This window comes from Imperialibacter sp. (genome assembly GCF_048007035.1).
Taxonomy (GTDB): domain Bacteria; phylum Bacteroidota; class Bacteroidia; order Cytophagales; family Cyclobacteriaceae; genus Imperialibacter.
The window spans coordinates 6,642,710-6,664,866 of the sequence record NZ_CP180355.1; the positions used below are offsets into that span (position 1 = coordinate 6,642,710).

The window sequence follows — 22,157 nt, forward strand, 5'->3', positions numbered from 1 at the left end:
TGGGACTGGGTATTCCCTGCCACTCTGCCCATTGCTACGAACTAACCCCTATCTTGAGGAAGGCTAGTTAAAGCTTAATGAATATCTTTTTCTTGTAGAGAAAATAGACGGGCATAAAACAAATGACGAGCGAATAGAACAGCGCCCAAGTGAGGGAAGAAAGCTTTTCCGGAACGCCCATTGCTACCAAACCTTCAAAAAAACCGCTTCTCAAAGGAATATTGGCTAATGCCAACAACTTTAAGATCACGCCATGAAGGACATAGGCCACTACAGCGTTGGAGCCAAATATAACACCGAGCTTTGTCCAGCTTACCTTGCCCTGAACATCTACCAGCCAGACGAAAAATGCTAGCGACATGGCTGCTAAGCCTGCTGCATACAAGACATAAGAGCTAGTCCAAATATGTTTGTTGATAGGGAAAAACCAATCAAAGACATTGCCGGCCGCAAAGGCGGAAAATCCTGCAACAAACAACCAAATTACCTTTTTATCCGAATCCAGTTTACTCAGCAGCAACCTTCCGGCCAGCATACCAGCAATGCCGGTCCCTATAGCAGGAAACGTGCTCATGAAGCCCTCAGGATCCCAGGTTTTTTCCCACAGTCTGCCAGGAACAAGCCTTCGGTCAAGCCAGGACTCCATGTTTGTGCCGGGTTCATAGTTAGCCGCAATAAATCCCTCGCCGACCTGCCTTATTCCTTCCACAGTCACCATCCCCTCGCTGCGCAAAGTCTCACCTGTGCTGAGTGCCTGCTGAATCACGTCATCGATAGGAACAGGCACAAAAGTCATTATTGCCCAATACCCCGCAAGCAGACCAATCGCCCACTTTACCTGAGCTTTCCAGTCGCCGTAAATGTACAGCAGTGAGCAGGCGAGAAAAACGATGCTGATACGTTGAAGCACGCCGGGAATCCGAATATTTGCCAGGTCAAATTTTGGAAACATCCACAGAAAAATACCCAGTGCAAATATTTTCAAAGCCCGCACAAGCACTTTTTTTACCAGTTCCTTTTTACTCTTTCCCTGATCTAGTTGCCGCTCAAAAGCCAGCGCAATAGAAACACCCACTATAAACAGAAAGAAAGGAAAAACGAGATCTGTTGGCGTGGCACCATGCCAATGGCTATGGAGCAATGGTGAGTACACATGGCTCCACGACCCGGGCACATTCACTATGATCATCGCCACGACGGTAAATCCCCTCAGTGCGTCAAGTGATACAAGGCGTTTAGAAGTAAGCCCTTCAAGATTGCTTCCCATATTCAATTTTGGTTACAAAATATCTCATCACCTTTACTGCAACTACTAAATATATACCTATGCCTTTTGATAGTTGTGAACGGCAAATTTCGGCGTATCATCAGGTCTGACAAAAGTCATAGGCCTGAAAAAGTGGTCTCTTTGATTATTTTACTAATTTCCGTCGAAAAAATTCAATTATCTGGCTTTAGACATTGTATGAGAAGGGTACTAGCGCAATTAGAGAGGATTGAGGTAAAATGGATACAATTGCTCGATAAGTACGCTTTCGATTTTTTGAGAATCAGCATTGGGCTCATCTATGCTGTTTTTGGTCTGCTAAAATTCTTTCCGCAGTATAGCCCTGCAGAGCAGCTCGCTGCCGACACCATCTGTATCATCACATTCGATGTACTTTCGGGGAATGCCGCATGTATCGTTCTTGCTATTATGGAAACCCTGATTGGCGTAGCTCTGATTGTCAACTTCAAAGCCAGGGCAACCATCTTGATAACTATTTGGCATATGTGCTGCACTTTTCTGCCGCTGGTACTGCTCCCTCAGTATGCATTTAACCAGGATCCTTTCAGCTTTTCAATCGTGGGGCAGTACATTTTCAAAAATCTGATCATTCTGTCTGCGTTGATGGTGCTTTACAGAAACCTTGCAAGTAAAATATCAAAACACGCTGTGCCTGACGTAACAGAAAGGAAAAATTAGACACCCAATTACCAGCTAAAAGCTCGTGTTTTGTCCAGCTAGCCCCCACTTTCTCAGGCATTTGGCTAACGGGCTATTTCCTGGCAAAGTCTAGTTTCACATGTGCATTTGTCATGAATCCCATTAAAATATCCCAAAGCTGTTCGTAAGGAACAATTTCAACTTCAGCAAAAGCGTCACCCGGCTCAGGGGTAATTTTGAGCCGCTCCAAGTACCGCTTGCCTTTTTTGGCCGCCATGTCAGGATTGAAGCTACACTGCACAATAATGGAGATGAGTTTAAGAAATAGTTTCTCTCTTTGACTTTCAGGATTCTGATTTAAGTACCTGTAAATGTAGCGCTCAGAGTTGGGCAACTTGGTCAATGCCAGATCAAGCCTGTCTTTCTTAAGAAAGTCCATAAACTCTAATATGAGTATCGCTACCATGAATCCCTGTTTGTCTTGACTATAGAAAGGAAGTCGTTCATAGATATCCTTAAAACTCAAGACGTCTTCCACATTTCTATCAGGCATTATAAAATATAAATATCCCTTGTATAGCTCCCACCTTTCCTTCGACTGAGTGCTAATTTTGTCCACATAGGGGTTTCTGGTTACCTGATTAATCACTTCATCTGCCAAAAGATAGTTCTTATTGTGAAGCGCCAGCAGTACGTAGTTCTCCATGTGAGAGAACCAGTTCCTCGAAGACCTTGATATATGATTCATCCCTTCCTCAGCATATTTAATGCCCTTGTCGTAGTCCTTGGCTCTCAAACAAGCATAGGTACGAGTATAGACGTGGTGACGCATGTCAAACCTCAATGGATTTACAGCACCTTTATTCACCAAATCATAAGCCTCCTCAGTAATTGCAACAACACTGCTGTAGTCACCCAAAAGCTCATTTGTCCACAACCGAAGCCTGTAATAGTTTTCAAAAAGTGCGTACGAGCCTCCTTTTTCCCATAATTTCTTAAGAACTTCCACCGCCTTAATGGTAGACTCCAGGTGTACTTTCCTCGAATGCACAGACTTGCCCAATTGCATCCATTTTAGATAAAAAACATCAAGCGACTCCTCCTCTAGTCGATTGATCACTTCGAATTTTTTTATCTGTCCAATGGCTTTCCTTAGGTGGTTCGGGCGAAATGACTCGGAATATATTATTCTCAACATCTTCAGACCGATCAGTGTCAGGTCAGTAAACTCTGATTCCTTGGAGATGGTCAGTGCCTTTTTTATACTTTTTTCAGCGAGTTCATATTCTCCTTCCTTGTAAAGTATCTTGGCCCTGAAAATATGACTGTGGCATTCCTGCTCAAAAGGAAAGCTAATGTTACCCCTCGAGTCATTAAAATCAGCAAAATACAAAAGGTTATTCAGCTTGGTACGCAATCTGGATTTAAGCATCCTATAGCGTTGATCTGTGCCATTTGTTCCATACATCCCAAAAGCCGCGTCATCATCTGTCGTGTAAACACCACTTTGAATGCTATTAAACAGTTGTTGCTCTTTCCCTGGGTTGTCTTCATTATTTACAACATCGATAAGAGAAACATTTTTTTTGACTCTGTTTGTTACAATTCTGACTATTTTTTTGATCTCATTCATAGTGAACACTTCAAATTTTAAGCTTCAGGAGGAATTTCACCGACTTTATACCGTAAACTACTAAATTTTTTATAGTTAGCAAATGTTACAAACTGTCGTAAATGGGTAGTAGGTATTCCACCATCTTCGAGGCGTGTAATTCACTTAACTTAACCAATGAGATTATGGCACAGTATGTTTTCTTCTTGATTCTTTCTCTAGGCCTCTATTTTGCTTCGCCTTCAACAACTTCATCCTCATCTTCCAAAAAACCAAAGCAATCGTTGCGAATAATAAAAACAGACGATGGTGGACAGGGTGGCTGGGTCGGAGGCGGCAAATAATACATATTGCTGAAAATTTACTTGTTAAAAAAGGGTAGTCAGAGCATTTCCCTTTTTTAGCAAGTTAATGAAGCCGTATCGCGCCACCCTGTTTGGTGTTTTCTTCCGAAGCAATTTCTTTTAAGTTATTCCAACCCAACTATTGCCTTTTGCCAAATTGGGTAGTTTGAAATAATTTGAATGCCGGAAAGACACCATTGATGCTAAAAAGCCAAAGAACAATCTGACAAGCTAAGAAAAAGAGTTTGAACAAAAGGTACGAGTATTGGCCTTAAAATGCTAGTATGGGCGTATTCTTCCCGATTCGTTAGCAAGTTTTCTTAAATAAGTGCTAAAATCATCTTCCTTAAGCAGTTCCTCAAGTGTAAGGTGAAGTCTGTATTTCCAATAATGCTGCGGGTTTGCCGGCACATTAATCCTTTCTTCGCTGGAGGAAGGTCTTCGAAGTCTTTCATCCATTGCCAGCAAATCCTGCATAGGGAAGATTGCCCACATGGCGGGTGCTTCCATATGTTGCCGGATAATTTCTGACGCAATCCATGGCTCGCAGTGAACGGGCGCTTCGCCGGTTTGCCTCAAAATGGAATTGAAAAATCTTTGAACCTCCTGCCTGTCCTCTTCCCACCAGCCTCTCAAAGTAGAAGTATCATGACTTGAGGTAGTAGTAACCGACAAGTAAGGGGCTTGAGATGGAGGCCAAAACTCCCAGTCTGGGTTATTGGGCATGCGCTGCACAGCAAGACTGAGAATTTGCAGTTCAGTCATAACGCCCGGAACGCTTTCAGGAACCATACCCAAATCCTCGCCACATATCAACATATTAGTAGCTGCCTTCAGTGCAGGGAGCTTTTCCATGGCCCGGTCTTTCCAAAAATCGTTGTGTCGTTTGTAGAAATAATGAACATACAGCCTGTTCATCACCTCTTTGCTTTTGTCGTCGAGATCTCTGTAACTATAGGTACTGTGAAATCCTATTCTCGGGTTGAACATACTTGCATCATCCGTCGGCAGGAAAGGCACTTCCGCATGCAGCCTGAAAAGTTGGCTTTGTAGCCATATCAAATGCTCATTATCGGCATTGCCGCTCTGCATCAATTTCTTAATATAAGCACTAAGCTTCCGTTGAGTATTGTATTGCTCCTTAAAACGATACTTACCCTCTTCAAATTCCTCCAGATAAGTCTCCTTTACTTTGTCGTTGTGTGTGCCGAAAATCTCTGAGAGCATATAAGCCCTTATATATGGCTCGCAGTACCGCTCTTTGTTAAATTGCAAGCCCCAATTGCGCAACTCGTCAACGCTGAACGGCAAACAGGGATTAAAGTGCCCGAAAAGCCCTTCTACTGCGTGCATGGGTATTTCCCAAATTCTAAAAAAGCCAAGGATGTGATCGATACGGAATACATCAAAGTAGTCCGCCATTTTCTTCAAACGCTCTTTCCACCAGGCATAATCATCTTTGGCCATCTCTTCCCAATTGTAGGTTGGGAAGCCCCAGTTTTGCCCTGTAACAGAAAAATCATCCGGCGGTGCGCCCGCTTGGCAGTCCATGTTGTAGAGCCTGGGTGCTATCCATGCATCCACGCTATTTCGGAATATCCCGATAGGAATATCACCTTTGAGCACCACGCCTTTCTGCCTGGCATAGGCAGTGGCCTCCTTGAGCTGCTTGTCGAGATGAAACTGGATAAAGTAGTGGATAGCAATATCATCATAGTGCTTTTGCTTCGGGTCAGCAAATTTGGCTATTTCTTTTTCAGAATAGACCGAATATTGAGGCCATTGACTAAAGTCTGGCGTGCCGAACCTGTCTCGCAGGCATGAGAATACCGCATATGGGAGCAACCAGTGTCCATTTTGAGCAAAGAATGCTTTGAATTCCTTACTTTTCAAAACGACCTCTTTGCGTTCAGCGTAGGCAAGCTTAAAATACTCAGCTTTGGTATTCATCACCTGCTCATGATCAACATGATCGAGGCGGTTCAGCGCTATTCTCTTTTTATCAAATTCCTTCTGCCGCTTGCCGTCACTGAGCGCTCCCATTGCCTGGAGGTTAGCATAAATGGGATGAAGAGCAAAAACTGAAATGCCGGCGTATGGATAAGAGTCTACCCAGGTGTGAGAAGCTATGGTGTCGTTAACAGGAAGTACCTGGATAAGTTTGTTGCCCGTTTTAACAGACCAATCGACCAACTTTTTGATGTCTTCAAACTCACCTACTCCCGTGCCCGACTCTGACCGCAATGAAAAAACGGGAATGGCCACCCCAGCGCCTCGCCAGTTGCCCGACTGGAACCGAAAATGTTCATCAGCCTGAATGATAAGGTCGCCTTCTTGCGCCGAAGCACTTACTGGCAGGTGGCGATTCTCACCGCCCTCCCACTCTTCAACTCGTTTGGTTTTGGTATTGTAAAGGACATATTTATACTCAACGGGAAGCTCTTCCAAAGCAAAATTTACGTCCAATTCCCATACCGGAAATTCAGCATTGCCCATGAGCACCACCTTCTCCTCCTTCCACTCACCGAGAGCTTTATGGCTTCCTATCAATCCCACCTGATAGTCTTCTGCCACTCTGGGCAACCGAAGTTGCAGCCTGTAAGACAACCCAGGGCCACCAACTACATTTTTCTTTGGTTTCCCCTTTTGCTTAAAAAACGCCTGCATAAAGGGAGAAGTATTCAATAAATTCTGATCATTAGTCGAAGGCCTCCAGTAGTCCCGAACCTCAACAGTCTTATACTGACTTGCGTCCACAGTCTGTCTTCGCTTGTTGCCAAATTCCCATTCCGTAGTGCCAAACCTCTCATCAAGCAGGTAGTATTTATAGTCAAAGGATTTACCCTCGGCTTCATCCATTTCAACCGCTATCGACCACTGGTCGCCACCGGTTGGCACCAAAGGAACAGCCTTGGCCACATTCCAGGAGCCGAGGCTTTTCGCCGAGCCGCAAATGAAAAGGCGTTGGCCCCAAACCGTTCTGTAGTCAATATTGAACCTTACTTTCATCATATGAATCAAAATATTTAGAACTGGGTGCCGACGCACATTGAAACAAATTGAGGCGTTCTATCGGCATGCTTACCTTGTATTGATCTAAAACATCTTCAATGCAATTAAAACACGCAGATGAAGTCCCGCAAATATACGGGCACAAGTCTGATCGCATCACCCTCATCTGAAAATATATAGTGAAGCACCTGTCAAGGTTGCCTGAATGGGCACCTTTGTTCTTTCACAAAGTAAAATCAGTTATCGTCCCTGACCAGCAATACCATCACGGCGGCAATGATAAATGAGACTCCCCCGATAATAAGTGCGTAAATAGCTTCCCCTTCGAAGACCCGCTTCACCAAAAAACCCAAAAGAGAGGCGGCACATATTTGCGGGATAACTATAAAGAAATTAAATATCCCCATGTAAACCCCCATTTTCCTGCCAGGTATAGCGCCCGCAAGAATAGCATAAGGCATGGCCAAAATACTGGCCCAAACCAGGCCAATACCTAAAAAGGGAATAACAAGTAGCTCAGGAGACTTTATAAAAGAAATTGAAATAAAACTCACGCCCCCTATGATCAGGGAAATGGTGTGAGTGATTTTTCTGGACGTCTTGCCTGACAGCCAGATAAGTCCAAAAGCCAGCAAAGCCGCCGCACCATTGTAAACTGAAAACAACACCCCTACCCAGTCAGCTCCATCATTATACAGCTGAGACGTGGCATCCTTTGTGCCGTAAACGTGGGAAGTGATGGCCGCTGTGCTGTAAATCCACATTGCGAATAAGGAAAACCAGGAAAAGAATTGTACAACAGCCAGCTGTTTCATAGTAACTGGCATGTTGTTCAGGTCAGTAATAATAGATGTAAGCCCATTACTTATACCGGATTTTGACATCCAGCCAACTATCACCTCTATAAGCCCAAAAACGATAAGTCCAATGGCCAGTATGTACACTTCCTTTTCTGCATTTACATACGCCAACGCCAGGGTCAAACCGATTCCCAGCGCCAGCAAAACCAGCCCCACATTGAGGAAAGTTGACACTTTGGCGATCCCCTCTTCTGGCTGGGCTAAGCTGCCTCCCTCATCGTTGTCAAACTGAGCAAGTTCATGCGGAGGATACTCTTTTGTCTTCAGCACCGTCCACACAATGGCCATCATAAATATGATTCCCCCGATGTAAAAAGAGTACTTAACAGAAGGTGGGATAATTCCCTCGGCTGCTGTGTTAGGTATTCCTAACCAGTTAGTAAGCACATAGGGAAGTGCGGAAGCAACCACTGCACCGGTACCTATGAAGAAGCTTTGTGTAGCGAAACCTGTGGTACGTTGATCAGGAGGAAGCATGTCGCCCACAAACGCCCGAAAGGGCTCCATGGAAACATTGATGGACGCATCCATGATCCAGAGCATGCCAGCTGCCATCCACAGAGTGGGCGAGTTGGGCATGATTATAAGCGCCAGCGAAGCCATAATAGCACCCGCCAGAAAATAAGGCCGTCTTCGGCCCAGCCTGGTCCAAGTGTTATCGCTCATGTGGCCAATAATAGGCTGTATGATCAAGCCCGATACCGGCGCAGCGATCCAGAGAATGGGGATATTGTCAATTTCTGCACCAAGTGTTTCAAAGATTCTCGACACGTTGGCATTTTGCAAAGCGAATCCAAACTGGATGCCCAGGAACCCGAAACTCATGTTCCAAATCTGCCAAAAACTAAGACGGGGTTTTTCCATGTTGTTTAAGCAAGTAGGTAAAATCAAAAAATCCGAAATGCAAACATATCGGATTCGGTTATAATGTTCCGAGCTCAAATTAAAGTCACCGGAGACAAACAAACGGGATGGTAATGCGCTTGTTTGAAGACTATCTCATTGAAGACTTTCTGATAATCAGTTTTGTTTTCAACACCTCAGTACGAGGCACAAACTCATCCTCATCTGCTTCACTTTGCTCAATAAAAAGCTGCGCCGCCTTCTGGCCCATTTCAAAACCAGGCTGCGATACCGTTGACAGTGATGGTTGCATGAGAGACGAAATCTCCCAGTCACTAAAGCCAACGATTGCCACGTCCTTTGGAACAGAAACACCTTTGTCACGCAGCGCTATCATTGCACCGATCCCCACCATGTCGTTGTTGGCAAATATGCCATCAAAAGTGAGTTTTTTATTGAAAAGGGTGGCTATTTGGCGACTGCCTTCGTCGAACGTGGTTTGCTCACAATGAATAATAAGGTCTTCATTTATTGGCAGGTTGTTCTTTTTTAAGGCTGCCAAATACCCGTCTCTCCTGTTCTTTGTAATATCAAGGTTTTTTGGCCCCTCAAGGTGCACAATCGTTTTGCAACCTATGCTGATCAAATGCTCGGTGGCCTGAAAAGCACCATCGTAATCATCCACAATCACACGACTGGTGTTCAACTCTTCGCAAACCCGATCAAAAAAGACAAGAGGAATTCCTCTGTCAATGAGGTTTTTAAAATGATCATACGAGACTGTTTCCTTGCTTACAGATGCAAGTATGCCATCCACCCTACTGTTGACAAGAGCATTGGTATCAGACACTTCCCTAAGGAACGACTCATTGGTTTGTGAGATGATTACGTTGTAACCGGCCTTATAGGCAACATCTTCTATTCCACTGATGATGGTGGAGAAAAAGAAGTGAACTATCTCAGGGATGATAACGCCAATAGTGTTAGTCTTACTCTTTCGTAAGCTGAGCGCAATCAAATTAGGCTGGTAATTCAGCTTTGCAGCCAACTCGCTAACGGCCTTTTTTGTCTCTTTGCTTATGTCCGGATGGTCTTTTAGCGCCCTGGATACTGTAGAGGGAGAAATGTTCAACTCCCTTGCAATGTCTTTAATGGTTACCGGTGGGTTCTTCATTTATAATAAGGTTTATCCGCAAGGCGAAGAGCGAAATTAAAAGTAGGCATCAAATTCTACAAACTTGGCTAAGAAGTTATAAATTTTTCAACTAAAAACCGATTTAGGCTGTTTACCAAGTCTAAACTTAGTTCCCTCTTTGCTTATTTGTCTTTTAGGGATAATTTTGATTTTTCCCTCTGTAAATAACAAATTCAATAAAATATAATACTATGAAATTCAGACCAGGCGTAATATCAGGTGACGAAGTAAAGGAAGTGTTTGACTATGCAAACAAAAACGACTTCGCCCTTCCTGCGGTCAATGTGATCAACACAAACACGGTGAATGCAGTACTTGAAACAGCAAAGGCTGTTAATTCACCCGTTATCATACAGTTCTCCAACGGAGGCTCTTCTTTCTTTGCAGGCAAAAGTCTAAGCAACGACAACCAGTTCGCTGCTATTGCTGGCGGTATTTCAGGCGCTCAGCACGTGCACTTGATGGCAGAAAAATACGGTGTTACAACCATTCTTCACACCGACCACTGCGCCAAAAAACTTTTGCCATGGGTTGACGGACTGCTTGACGCTGGTGAGAAATTCTATGAAACGCACAAAAAGCCTTTGTACAGCAGCCATATGCTCGACCTGTCAGAAGAGTCGATTGAAGAAAACATGGAAATAAGCACCAAGTACTTCAAGAGAATGGCAGCGATGGGCATGACACTTGAAATCGAATTGGGTGTGACTGGTGGAGAAGAAGATGGTGTCGACAACTCCGACGTTGACAGCTCAAAGCTTTACACACAGCCCGAAGAAGTCGATTTCGCCTACACACAGCTGAAAGCCATTTCCGATAATTTCACAGTAGCTGCTGCCTTCGGCAACGTTCATGGCGTATATAAGCCAGGCAACGTGAAGCTGATGCCGGTAATTCTTAAAAACTCCCAGGAGTTTATCATCAAAAAGCATGGAACTGGTCCATTGCCAGTCAATTTCGTATTCCACGGTGGATCAGGATCAAGCAGAGCGGAAATCCGTGAGGCTATTTCTTACGGAGCCATCAAAATGAACATCGACACCGACATGCAGTGGGCATATTGGGATGGCGTGAAAGACTACTACAAGAAAAACGAAGGCTACCTGCAGTCGCAGATTGGCAATCCTGAAGGCTCTGATAAGCCGAACAAAAAGTTCTACGATCCAAGAGCCTGGCTCAGAGAGGGTGAGAAAACTTTTGTAGCTCGCCTGAAGCAATCGTTCGAAGACTTGAATTGCATCAATCGTAACGCTTAGTTGCCTTGGTGACTTTCAGGCTATTGGAAGTAGTTAAACTGACGGCAATTGTAGTCGTCTCATGTTTTCTTATCCAATGCTCAACCCCTGAAAGTCACCAATCTTCTTCCACCCTAGACTCCTCTTTTATGGCTGGTAAATCAGATAAAATAATCGTTTACCAAATAATGACACGGCTTTTTGGTAACAAGGTCAATACCAACAAGCGGTATGGCACCATTGAAGAAAACGGAGTTGGCAAGATGGCTGACATCAATGCCAAAGCGCTCAAAGAACTAAAGAAATTTGGCGCTACACATATTTGGTATACTGGTGTGCTTGAGCATGCCACGATGTCGGACTACACTTCGATAGGCATTGCGCTTGACGATGTGGATGTTGTAAAGGGCAGAGCAGGCTCGCCTTACGCCATCAAAGACTATTACGACATCAGTCCAGACCTGGCAGTAAACCCAAAAAACAGGAAAAAGGAATTCCTTGCTCTTATCGACAGAACCCACAAAGAAGGACTGAAAGTGCTTATCGACTTTGTGCCGAACCATGTGGCCAGAGGATATTCCTCCGATGCCGCACCTGAAGGTGTAAAAGGATTTGGTGCTGACGACGATGTGTCGGTAGCATTTAAAGCATCTAACAATTTCTACTACATTCCAGGCCAGCCATTTCAGATTCCGGCGGGGTATGATCCCTTGCCTGGCCATGAGCACCCTACCAAAGACCAGTTCTACATGGAGTCGCCCGCAAAAGCCACGGGGAATGACGTTTTCTCCCCTACGCCATCCATCAACGACTGGTTTGAAACGACAAAACTTAACTATGGGGTTGACTACGTCAATTTCAGAGAAAGACATTTCGATCCTATTCCAGACACCTGGAACAAAATGCTGGAGATTCTGACCTACTGGACTGAACAGGGGGTAGATGGTTTCCGGTGCGACATGGCAGAGATGGTGCCGGTGGAATTTTGGGAATGGGTCATTCCGAAAGTGCAGGCTATCAACCCTGACATCATTTTTATTGCAGAAATTTACAACCCCAACGAATATAGAAACTACATCGAAAAGGGGCATTTTGACTATCTGTACGACAAGGTAGAGCTTTACGACACACTGCGGCACATCATTGAAGGCAAGGCCAACACCGACCACATTACCACTGTATGGCAAAGACAGGAAGGTATTGCCCAACACATGCTGCGCTTTCTTGAAAACCACGACGAGCAAAGAATCGCCTCTCCTTTTTTTGCTGGCAACGCAAAATACGCTATACCGGCCATGGTGCTAACGGCCACCATGCACACGGGGCCAGTCATGGTTTACTTTGGTCAGGCAGTAGGTGAGCCAGCTACTGGCAGTGAAGGATTTTCGGGAGAAGATGGCCGAACAACCATTTTCGATTATTGGGGCGTACCCAATCACCAGGCATGGATGAATGGTGGTAAGTTTGATAGTGGAAACCTGTCTGCCGAAGAAAAAGAGCTCCGAGAGTTCTATCAGTTTATCCTCTCCTTTTCTTCAAAAGAACCAATCATTGCATCAGGCGGCTTTTACGATCTGCACTATTTCAACAGAAGTACTGAATTTACAGGGCACAGCAATAATGTATTCACATTTTTGCGCCACAACGACAAAAGCGCCTTTCTGATAGCCGTTAATTTCAACAAAGAAGGAAACGAGCAAGTGCGTCTAAAAATACCTACTGATGCGCTAGCGGCTTTTAACATGCATCAGAAAAAATCGATCACCTTTACTAGCTACCTCGACAAGGGTGAAGCGATTGTTGTGCCGACCGATGACCTCGTATCGAAAGACTCGCCCAACGCATTGTCCTTTGAAATAGCTCCGAATTCCTTCAAAATTTATCGGCTAACTGGCAAAAATTAACTCCTATGACCAGACGAATAAATCTTATTTTTCTACTGGCGGGGCTCTTTTCTTGCCAAAGCCCCAACCAGGAAACGTCAGCACCTGAATCGGTAAAAACCCCATTTCTCTGGGAGAATGCTACAGTCTATTTTCTGCTAACGGACCGCTTCAACAATGGCGACACAACCAACGATGTCAACTTTGGTAGAACCGGTGAAGTTGCACCGCTGCGAGGGTTCATGGGCGGCGACATCAAAGGAATCAATGCAAAAATATCAGACAACTACTTCACCGACCTTGGCGTGACGGCACTTTGGTTTACGCCAGTTGTTGAACAAATACATGGCTCGGTTGATGAAGGCTTTGGTAACAACTACGGCTTCCATGGCTACTGGGCGAAAGACTGGACAACCCTCGACCCCAACTTCGGTACGAAAGAAGATTTGGCGACATTGGTCGAGGCCGCTCATGCCAAAGGAATCAGGGTAGTGCTGGATGTGGTGCTGAACCACACCGGCCCGGTTACCGAAGTAGATCCAGTTTGGGCAAACTGGGTAAGAACTGAGCCACAATGTGTTTATCAGGACTATGAAACTACGGTAGCGTGCACCCTTGTGAAAAATCTGCCAGATTTATTAAGTGGAAGCGATGAGGAAGTGGTGCTTCCCCCTCATTTGGTAGAGAAATGGAAAGCTGAAGGTCGATACGAGCAAGAGCTGGCCGAACTTGATGACTTTTTTAAGCGCACAGGCTACCCAAAAGCGCCCAGGTATTACATCATCAAGTGGTTAACTGACTACGTAAGGGAATTTGGTATCGATGGTTTCAGGGTGGACACTGCCAAACACGTAGAAGAATCGGTTTGGAGCGAGTTGTACAAAGAAGTGGTAATCGCTTTTAATGACTGGAAGCGCTCCCACCCTGAAGAGGTGCTCGACGACAATGGGTTTTACATGGTGGGCGAAGTGTACAATTACGGAATCAGCGGTGGTCGTTCGTATGACTTCGGCGATAGAAAAGTTGACTACTTCGACAAGGGATTTCACAGCCTGATCAATTTTGAGTTTAAATATGATGCACAGAAGGACTATGAATCTATTTTCAAAAAGTACGATACATTGCTACACACGAGCCTCATTGGCAAAGGCATGCTGAATTATTTAAGTTCGCATGACGATGGGCAGCCATTTGATGCGACCAGAGAAAGGGCCATAGAAGCGGGAACCAAACTCTTGCTCACCCCTGGCGCCGCCCAGATCTATTATGGCGATGAATCGGGGCGCCTTCTACAATACGAAGGGGCCTCAGGCGACGCAGTGCTTAGGTCTTTCATGAACTGGGGACAAATCTCAAACAATGCGAGTATTGGAGACCAGAGTGCGCAAAGCATTCTGAACCATTGGAGAAAGCTCGGCACGTTCAAAAGAGACCATGTGTCCGTTGGTGCCGGACGCCATGAGCAAATCAGTGAAATGCCTTATGTTTTTTCACGCATTTACAAAAACGGCGTATTAGAAGACCGGGTTGTAATTGCACTTGATGGGCAGCAGGGGGAAAAACTAATACCGGTTGGTGAGGTTTTTCCCGACGGAACCCAATTAAAAGACTACTATAGTGGCCAAACGGGAGAGGTAAGAAACGGGGAGGTTGCTATCAAGTCCGGCTACAATATTGTTTTATTAAGTCCAGTAGGCACTTAATACTTCCATTTGCTTTGATAGAGATGCCTGCGATTTCCGCCCGAAGGTTGACAGCCAACGCCACTCAAACATTAATTCCCGGGAAATTTTGCTTAGTTCTGTTTACTTGCAAGACTATTTGACTGAACCGACCCTCAGTTAGATTAATACTTACTACTTATGAGAATATCGAGATACTTTACGCTAGCCTTTCTAACTGCCTTCTTCTTAACCTCCTGCTCTGATCATTCAGCTGAAGAAAGTGCGTCAGTTGAGGTTCCGGACGCCCTTCCAATGAAGCTTGTTGCTCTATCGGACTTATCCGGGTTCACTGATATCGGCAAAGGCTGGGCTATTGCAGGCGAAGTGCTGGCCGTTCCAGGTGGCTTCGAAGCGAAGGCAGGAACCGGAAGCCTGGTAAGAAGCGGCAAAGACTCGGGACAAATCTCCAGCGGAATTAAGCACACTGATTTGGAGCTGGAATTTAGCTTTGCTCTATCAGAGGGAGCAGATTTAAAAGTAGTTTTACTGGAGCAATACCCACTTATCGTGTCAGAATTTGCAAATGGGCAACAAACCGAAAAGTCTGGCGGAGGCATTCCAGTACGAACTGACAGTACTCAGCATACAGCTGTCAACGCCTTGAAAATGCCCGGCCTGTGGCAAACTTTGAGGATAACGTTCAAAGCGCCTCGGTTTGGCAGTGACGGGCAGAAAACTAAAAACGCTGTATTCTCCGAAGTGTATTTAAACGGGTTTCTCATTCAATCCGGCGTAGAAGTGAAGGAGGCAATATTTTCGCCTGACAACCAAGAGTCGACTTCAGGCACGTTTACCTTTACCGCAGCCAACAACTCGGTCGCTCTGAAGGACATTAAGTACAAATCTTTTGGCCTTGAAAAACTTACACTAAGTGACCTTGAATATTCGCTTTATCAAGGCACGTGGGACAAGCTCCCCGACTTTACCACAATGACCCCGGCTAAAACCGGCAAAGTAGATGAGCTATCTATTGTCGGTCTGGCTGACGGTAATGATCACTATGGCGTGATTTTCAAAGGCAATCTCTCGGTGCCAAATTCTGGCGACTACCTTTTTGAAACTTTAATCGATGATGGTGGGGACTTAATCATTGACGGGCAAGTTGTTGTGCACAATGACGGAGAGCCCGGTTTTGGTGCCGTCAAAGGGCTTGTCACGCTGGAAAAAGGGATACACACCTTTCAAAGCTCTTATTTTCAGGATGTGTGGAGTTCCATGCTGATGATTTACTACGAAGGCCCCGAGATTTCCAGGCAATCGTTCGGGGTAAACCCTTACGGTGGCTCAGGGCGAAAGCCGGAGCCGATGGTCGTTAAACCTGAAACCGAGCCCCGGCTGGTAAGAAGTTTTCTCGAGTACAAAAACACCCGAAAGACTCATCCAATATCTGTAGTGACCAGTGAAAAAATCAATTATTCGTATGACTTGCTAAATGGTGCCCTCATCAAAGGCTGGAAAGGCGCTTACGCCGATGCAAGCGAAATGTGGCGGGGACGTGGTGAACCACAGCTTTTGAAACCGCTCAACTTTAGCATCGACTTTTCCGACCAGGTTCCGGTAGCCAGGCTGGTAACACCTAGCGACAAGTGGCCTTTAGAAAACCCCGAGGGATTTAAAATGTTGGGTTACGACATCAATGGGCAAGGATACCCTGTGGTTCGCTACGAAATGAATGGGCTTAAATTTGAAGATTCCACCAGGCCTTCTAGTGACCTTAAGGGAATCACAAGAGAAATTAACTTTACAAATCCGGACTCCAATGGCCTCCATTGGTTCCAGGTTGCCTCAGGAGAGAATATTTACCAATTGTCTAATGGCTGGTATTGCGTAGACGGAAGTTACTACATCATAGTCGACGAAAAAGCAGACGCCAATGTGACAAACAGGTTCGATAAGGAGCTCATTCTTCAACTACCTAATGCTCCTGAAAAATCGAGTCTCACCTATTCTATTGTATGGTAATTGAATTACGTTATGAAATTTAAAAACACAACTTCGCATATACTTCTTATACTGTTTATTGGATTGTCTGTTAGGGTACAAGCCCAAACGGATATCCAAAAAAAGGAGGCCGCTCATTTTAGCATCTCAAAAGTCTCCATTCCCGCAGACATCGTACTGGAAGTTGGTGGTCTGGCTTTTGATGACAGTGGGAAGCTTGGAGTAAGCACCAGACGAGGCGACATATGGCTGATTGAAAACCCGTCGGGCAGCAATCCGATATTTAAAAAATATGCCACGGGACTGCATGAGCCTTTGGGGCTGGCATTCAGAGACGGTATTTTTTACACAGCTCAAAGAGGCGAATTAACCAGGTTGTCTGACCTTAACAAAGACGGTAAGGCCGACAGATATGAAACGATTTACAGTTGGCCGCTTGCTGCCAATTACCATGAATACTCTTATGGCCCGCTGATCTTGCCAAATGGCGACATGATAGTAACGCTCAACCTTGGTTGGGTGGGTCGTGGTGCCAGCCTTTCAAAATGGCATGGATGGATGGTGAAAATTACTCCCGACGGAAAAATGACCCCCATTGCCGTGGGCATGCGTTCACCGGCCGGTTTCAATATCAATGCCGAAGGAGATATCTTCTATGCAGAAAACCAGGGCGACTGGGTGGGTTCTGGCAGAATGACCCACATAGAGTCGGGCGATTTTGTTGGGCACCCCGAAGGTCTCAAATGGTCTGGGGAAAAAGGCTCCCCTATCACCTTGAAAATGGAGGACATCGTAGACACGCTTGGCTACACCCTGCATGAATATTCCCAGGTTGTGCCAGAGATGAAAGCTCCAAGTGTTTGGTTCCCTCATACACTAATGGGTATTTCTACCTCTGACATTCTGCTGATCGACAACGAAAATTTTGGGCCATTCAAAAACCAGTTTCTTGTAGGCGACCAGGGGCATAGCAAAATCATGAGGGTGTACCAGGAAAAAGTAAATGGCCAATACCAGGGCGTTTGCTTTCCTTTTAGGGAAGGGTTTTCATCTGGTATTCTTCGCATGCAGTGGTCACCTAAAAGAGATATTATTTATGTAGGCATGACGAGCAGAGGCTGGTCTTCAACCGGACAGGACAACTTCGGGCTGGAAAAACTTCAGTACACCGGAAAGCTTCCATTTGAAATGAAGACAATTCGAGCATTGGAAGACGGCTTTAGCATTGAGTTCACGGAGAAAGTGGATCTCGCTACAGCTTCCAATCCGTCCAGTTATTCAGTTCAGGATTTTACGTATCTGTACCATCACAATTATGGCAGCCCTGTAACCGATCTTCAAAAAAGAAAAATAACCAGTGTGGAAGTTAGCTCCGACCAGCTAAGAGTGAAGCTTGTCATTGATCAGGTAAGGGATGGCTATATATATGAAGTGAAGCCTGCAGGAGTGAAAAACAACAAAGGTCAAATTCTGCTTCACAACACCGGCTACTACACCATGAACAATGTGCCTGGCCGGGTAAGGGGAAGTGGCGAATCGGCCGATCATTCTTCTCACACGGCGTCAGCAGCTGGTACTACCAATGTGGCAAGCAGCAAACGAGTAGTTGAGATGCCTGCTTCCTGGACCAACGGACCGGATCAGACCGTTACGTTAGAGCCTGTTCCGGGCCTCAAATTTGACCAATCTGAAATAACCGTAAAAGCCGGAAGTAAGATCAAGGTGGAGTTCAACAATCCTGACGATATGCTCCACAACATGGTTATTGTGAAACCAGGTGCTGCCGACAAAATTGCTCAGTTGGCCATTGACCTAGGTTTGGAGGGGCAAAGCAAAGCTTATGTTCCGGAGGCAGAGGAAGTTCTTTTTCACACCAAGCTAATAGGCCCTGGTGAAAAAGATGTTATCTATTTTGAAGCACCTACAGCGCCAGGCAGATACACCTATGTGTGTACCTTTCCCGGTCATGCTGCCAGCATGAGAGGCACACTAATTGTTGAATAAAACACATTGGGTAGCACTGCACAGCCAACATCGCCACCTCCTTTGCCCGCCTGAACTATTCATTAGGTGGATGCAAGAGGTCGATCCAACTCTTCCAATCAGCAGCACATAACCTGCGATGACCATCGGTAGCGATATACGCAGCCAATCGCATGCAAAGTACCTGGTCTATCTCCTTTTCAGGTATCTGCCGCTGGCACTGCTCGAGTTCCTCTCCTTTGAGGGCTTGGAAAGCTGAAAACTTGAGGTTTTCCAAATGAATCAAAACCACCTTTGAGAATTACTCAACAAAGTACAAGTTCTATTGCCAATTATACTTTTCCAAGATTTCACCGAGCATTTACGGAAACGTTTTCGCAAACGATTACATTACTATAATGACAACAAAAACGTTTTTGATTGAATCTTTTTAGCCTTATATTTTAGCTAAATTGATTTTTTTTAAGAAAATTGTAAGGATTTTCACCCGTCTAAAAAGGACTATCGCAACATTTGCTCTTCGTGCTTTTGCATGTGTGGCTATATTTCGGCAGTCCCGAAACGGACGTGAAGATCACTTTAAACAAGTTTTACCAAACAACTATTAAACTACATTTTTATGAGACAACGACTACTGAAGTACGTTTTCCCTGTAGTTTGTCTTGTGGCACTGACAGTGGGTCAGGTGCTGGCGCAAGACAGACAAGTCAGCGGAAAGGTAACAGATGCGGAATCCGGAGAGGGTTTGCCGGGTGTTAACATTTTGGAGGCTGGAACCTCCAATGGTACAGTCACAGACATTAATGGAAACTATACCATTAGTGTGGGTGCAAATGCTTCTATTTCTTTTTCTTTTGTTGGCTACACCCCCCAGGTGGTTGCTGTGGGTTCCAGAGCAGTAATTGATGCTGCCCTTGAGCTTGACGTGCAGTCACTTAGTGAAGTGGTAGTGGTGGGCTACGGTACTCAGGACAAAAAAGAGATCACTAGTTCAGTAACTAGTGTAAAAGCCGAAGACTTTAATAAAGGAACAGTAAACAGCCCCGCTCAGCTTCTACAGGGCAAAGTGGCTGGTTTGAACGTGGTAAGACCTGGTGGTGACCCCAACGGCGGCTTTAAAATCCGTCTGAGAGGTGTGTCCACTGTGGGTGCCAATGCTGAGCCGCTTGTTGTTATCGATGGTGTGATCGGCGGTTCGCTAAACACAGTTGACCCTAACGACATTGCTTCTATCGACGTTTTGAAAGACGGATCTGCAGCTGCGATCTACGGAACGAGAGGTTCCAGTGGTGTAATCCTTATTACTACGAAAACTGGTAAAGCTGGCAAAGTATCTGTTGAATACAACGGATCCATTGCCATGGAAAGTGTGGCCAGAACCATCCCCGTAATGGACGCCGCTGAATATAGGAAACTTCCCGGTGCCATCGACCTTGGATCGGATACAGATTGGCTCGATATCCTTACAAGAACAGCCTATTCTCAAGTGCACAACCTGTCACTTGGTGGAGGAACAAGCAGCACTACCTACCGTGCATCGCTAAACGTACGTGATGCAGAAGGCGTGGGCATCAACTCTGGTTTCCAGCAGCTTAATGGCCGATTGAACCTTACTCAAAAGGCGCTGAACGACAAGGCAGTTTTCACTGTGAACATTTCGTCCACGTCGAAGGATGCCACTTATGGCGATGCCAACTCATTCCGTTATGGCATTATTACCAACCCAACGATGCCTATCTACGACAACACCACAACCAGCCCTACTGCTGGTGGTAACTTTGCCGGTTATGCAGAAAGGGACATTTTCGACTGGTACAACCCTCTTTCTATTGCTGAGCAGAATATTCACGATGGCAAAGACACTCGTTTGTTGACAAGCATCCGTGGCGAATACAATTTCACAAGTAACTTTAGAACGGCCGTGTTCTACTCTCGCCAGTGGGAAAGTGACTGGAGAGGCAATTATTCTCCTAAAACCGCTAAGTTTGGTGGTGGGTTCGGCAGGTCTGGTCTCGCTGATATCTCACGCAACGATAGGTTCAACGAACTCTTCGAAACAACAGTTAACTACGACATCTCAGCAGGTGATGCCAACATCGCTCTATTGGGTGGTTATTCTTACCAGGACTTCCAGAACGAAGGCAATTACATGCAGGGTGGCAACTTCCTGACTGATGCTTTTACCTACAACAATATGGGAGCTGCACTTGACTTTGCCAATGGACTTGGCACCATCTCAAGTTACAAAAACTCCAACAAACTGGTGGCGTTTTTTGGCAGGGCCAACATGAACTATCAGGGCACTTATTTCCTTTCAGCAAGTGCTCGTTACGAAGGATCTACCAGGTTTGGAGCTAACAACAAGTGGGGCTTATTCCCTGCCGTAAGCGGTGGTGTTACGCTTTCAAATCTGTTTGACCTCCCTGGTGTTAACAGCTTGAAATTCAGAGCTAGCTGGGGTATTACTGGAAACCAACCAAGCCAGTCTTATGCATCCCTGCAGAGATTCGGGCGTCAGGGCAACTTCTTTATCGATGGAGCTTATGTCCCTTCTTACGGCCCTGTATCCAATGCAAATCCTGATCTTGCCTGGGAGACCAAAAATGAGATTGACTTCGGTTTAGATTTTGCTGCCCTTGATAGCAGACTTACCGGTACTTTGGACTTCTACAAAAGAAATACCAAAGACCTTATCCTACTTGTAAACGTTCCTGTGCCACCCAACTTGTTTGGACAGACCCTCGTAAACATTGGTGAGTTGGAGAACATTGGATTTGAAGCAGCGTTCAACTATGCGGCTGTGAACACCTCCGACTTCAGCTGGACACCCGGTATCAACTTCTCAACCTTTAGCACTACGGTGGTTAGCTTGACCTCTGGCGACTTGAGCTTCGGTAGTGGTGGTGTTCTCTACAGAGCCAATATGGGATCTCCTGGCCAGAATGCTACTAACCTTGTTCGTGTTAAAGAGGGCGAAAAACTAGGTCAGCTTTGGGGACCTGTTCAAGTAGGTATCCTCGATAACGGCACACCGGAATTCAAAGATATCGATGGCGACGGCACTTTCTGTGATTGCGATGACGATAGAACAGTAGTTGGTAACGGACTACCTGCCTTTACTTTCGGATTCAACAACTCGTTCACCTATAAAAACTTTGACGTGAACTTGTTCTTCAGAGGTGCGGTGGGTCATGACCTTTACAACTCTTATAGAGGTTTCTATGAGAACACTCAAGGTACCACAACAGATAACTACAATGTGGTGAACACCAAGTACTTCGATCCGGAAATCAAAGATGCCAAGGTAAACAGCAGCCACGTGGAGAAAGCAGATTTTATCAAGCTGGACAACGCTACGGTTGGATACAGGGTTAATCTGGCTCCTGGTAGTGCTTTTAGTAACTTTAGAGTTTATTTATCAGCGCAGAACCCATTTGTTGTTACAGGGTACACGGGCATTGATCCTGAAGTAAGGTTTGTTGACTCTTTTGACGATTCGAACGACAACAACGATGATCCTTTGGCTCCCGGAATTGAAAGAAGGGTGACCTACTTTACCACTCGCATATTTACTTTCGGCATCAATCTTGGATTCTAA

Annotated in this window: 12 protein-coding genes; 7 read left to right on the forward strand and 5 right to left on the reverse strand. The window is 45.4% G+C overall.

The window, feature by feature from the left end; genetic code table 11:
• Positions 1-67 precede the first annotated feature (67 nt).
• Positions 68-1,267, reverse strand: a complete 1,200-nt coding sequence (locus ACMVP2_RS28145; RefSeq protein WP_416866091.1) for an acyltransferase family protein — start codon at positions 1,265-1,267, stop codon at positions 68-70.
• A 198-nt stretch (positions 1,268-1,465) separates the two neighbouring features.
• Here ACMVP2_RS28145 and ACMVP2_RS28150 point away from each other — a divergent pair, with 198 nt between their 5' ends.
• The gene (locus ACMVP2_RS28150; protein ID WP_416866092.1) at positions 1,466-1,966 is read left to right on the forward strand and encodes a doxx family protein; all 501 of its coding nucleotides are present in this window, start codon (positions 1,466-1,468) and stop codon (positions 1,964-1,966) included.
• 73 nt (positions 1,967-2,039) lie between these two features.
• Here ACMVP2_RS28150 and ACMVP2_RS28155 read toward each other — a convergent pair whose 3' ends face one another.
• The 4 genes from ACMVP2_RS28155 to ACMVP2_RS28170 form a co-directional block, all read right to left on the reverse strand.
• Positions 2,040-3,560, reverse strand: coding sequence for a hypothetical protein (locus ACMVP2_RS28155; protein ID WP_416866093.1), 1,521 nt, complete (start codon positions 3,558-3,560; stop codon positions 2,040-2,042).
• Positions 3,561-4,162: 602 nt separating this feature from the next.
• A complete protein-coding gene (locus tag ACMVP2_RS28160; RefSeq protein ID WP_416866094.1) occupies positions 4,163-6,895 on the reverse strand; it encodes a 4-alpha-glucanotransferase in 2,733 nt (910 codons plus the stop codon).
• Between the two features lie 236 nt (positions 6,896-7,131).
• Positions 7,132-8,619, reverse strand: coding sequence for an MFS transporter (locus ACMVP2_RS28165; RefSeq protein ID WP_416866095.1), 1,488 nt, complete (start codon positions 8,617-8,619; stop codon positions 7,132-7,134).
• A 130-nt stretch (positions 8,620-8,749) separates the two neighbouring features.
• Positions 8,750-9,772: a LacI family DNA-binding transcriptional regulator gene (locus ACMVP2_RS28170; protein WP_339791630.1), complete on the reverse strand. Its 1,023-nt coding sequence runs from the start codon at positions 9,770-9,772 to the stop codon at positions 8,750-8,752.
• A 212-nt stretch (positions 9,773-9,984) separates the two neighbouring features.
• On the opposite strand from ACMVP2_RS28170, the gene fbaA reads away from it, so the two are divergent.
• From fbaA to ACMVP2_RS28200, 6 genes are all read left to right on the forward strand, one after another.
• A complete protein-coding gene (gene fbaA / locus ACMVP2_RS28175; RefSeq protein WP_152000132.1) occupies positions 9,985-11,049 on the forward strand; it encodes a class II fructose-bisphosphate aldolase in 1,065 nt (354 codons plus the stop codon).
• A 128-nt stretch (positions 11,050-11,177) separates the two neighbouring features.
• Positions 11,178-12,932 (forward strand): alpha-amylase family protein, encoded by a 1,755-nt coding sequence (locus tag ACMVP2_RS28180; RefSeq protein ID WP_416866096.1) that lies wholly within the window; start codon positions 11,178-11,180, stop codon positions 12,930-12,932.
• 5 nt (positions 12,933-12,937) lie between these two features.
• Positions 12,938-14,614 carry an alpha-amylase family glycosyl hydrolase gene (locus tag ACMVP2_RS28185; RefSeq protein WP_416866097.1) on the forward strand — a complete coding sequence of 559 codons (1,677 nt, stop codon included), beginning with the start codon at positions 12,938-12,940 and terminating at the stop codon, positions 14,612-14,614.
• A gap of 159 nt (positions 14,615-14,773) precedes the next feature.
• Positions 14,774-16,597, forward strand: a complete 1,824-nt coding sequence (locus ACMVP2_RS28190; protein WP_416866098.1) for a family 16 glycoside hydrolase — start codon at positions 14,774-14,776, stop codon at positions 16,595-16,597.
• Positions 16,598-16,609: 12 nt separating this feature from the next.
• Positions 16,610-18,580 carry a plastocyanin/azurin family copper-binding protein gene (locus tag ACMVP2_RS28195; protein ID WP_416866099.1) on the forward strand — a complete coding sequence of 657 codons (1,971 nt, stop codon included), beginning with the start codon at positions 16,610-16,612 and terminating at the stop codon, positions 18,578-18,580.
• A 598-nt stretch (positions 18,581-19,178) separates the two neighbouring features.
• Positions 19,179-22,157, forward strand: a complete 2,979-nt coding sequence (locus ACMVP2_RS28200; RefSeq protein ID WP_339791641.1) for a SusC/RagA family TonB-linked outer membrane protein — start codon at positions 19,179-19,181, stop codon at positions 22,155-22,157.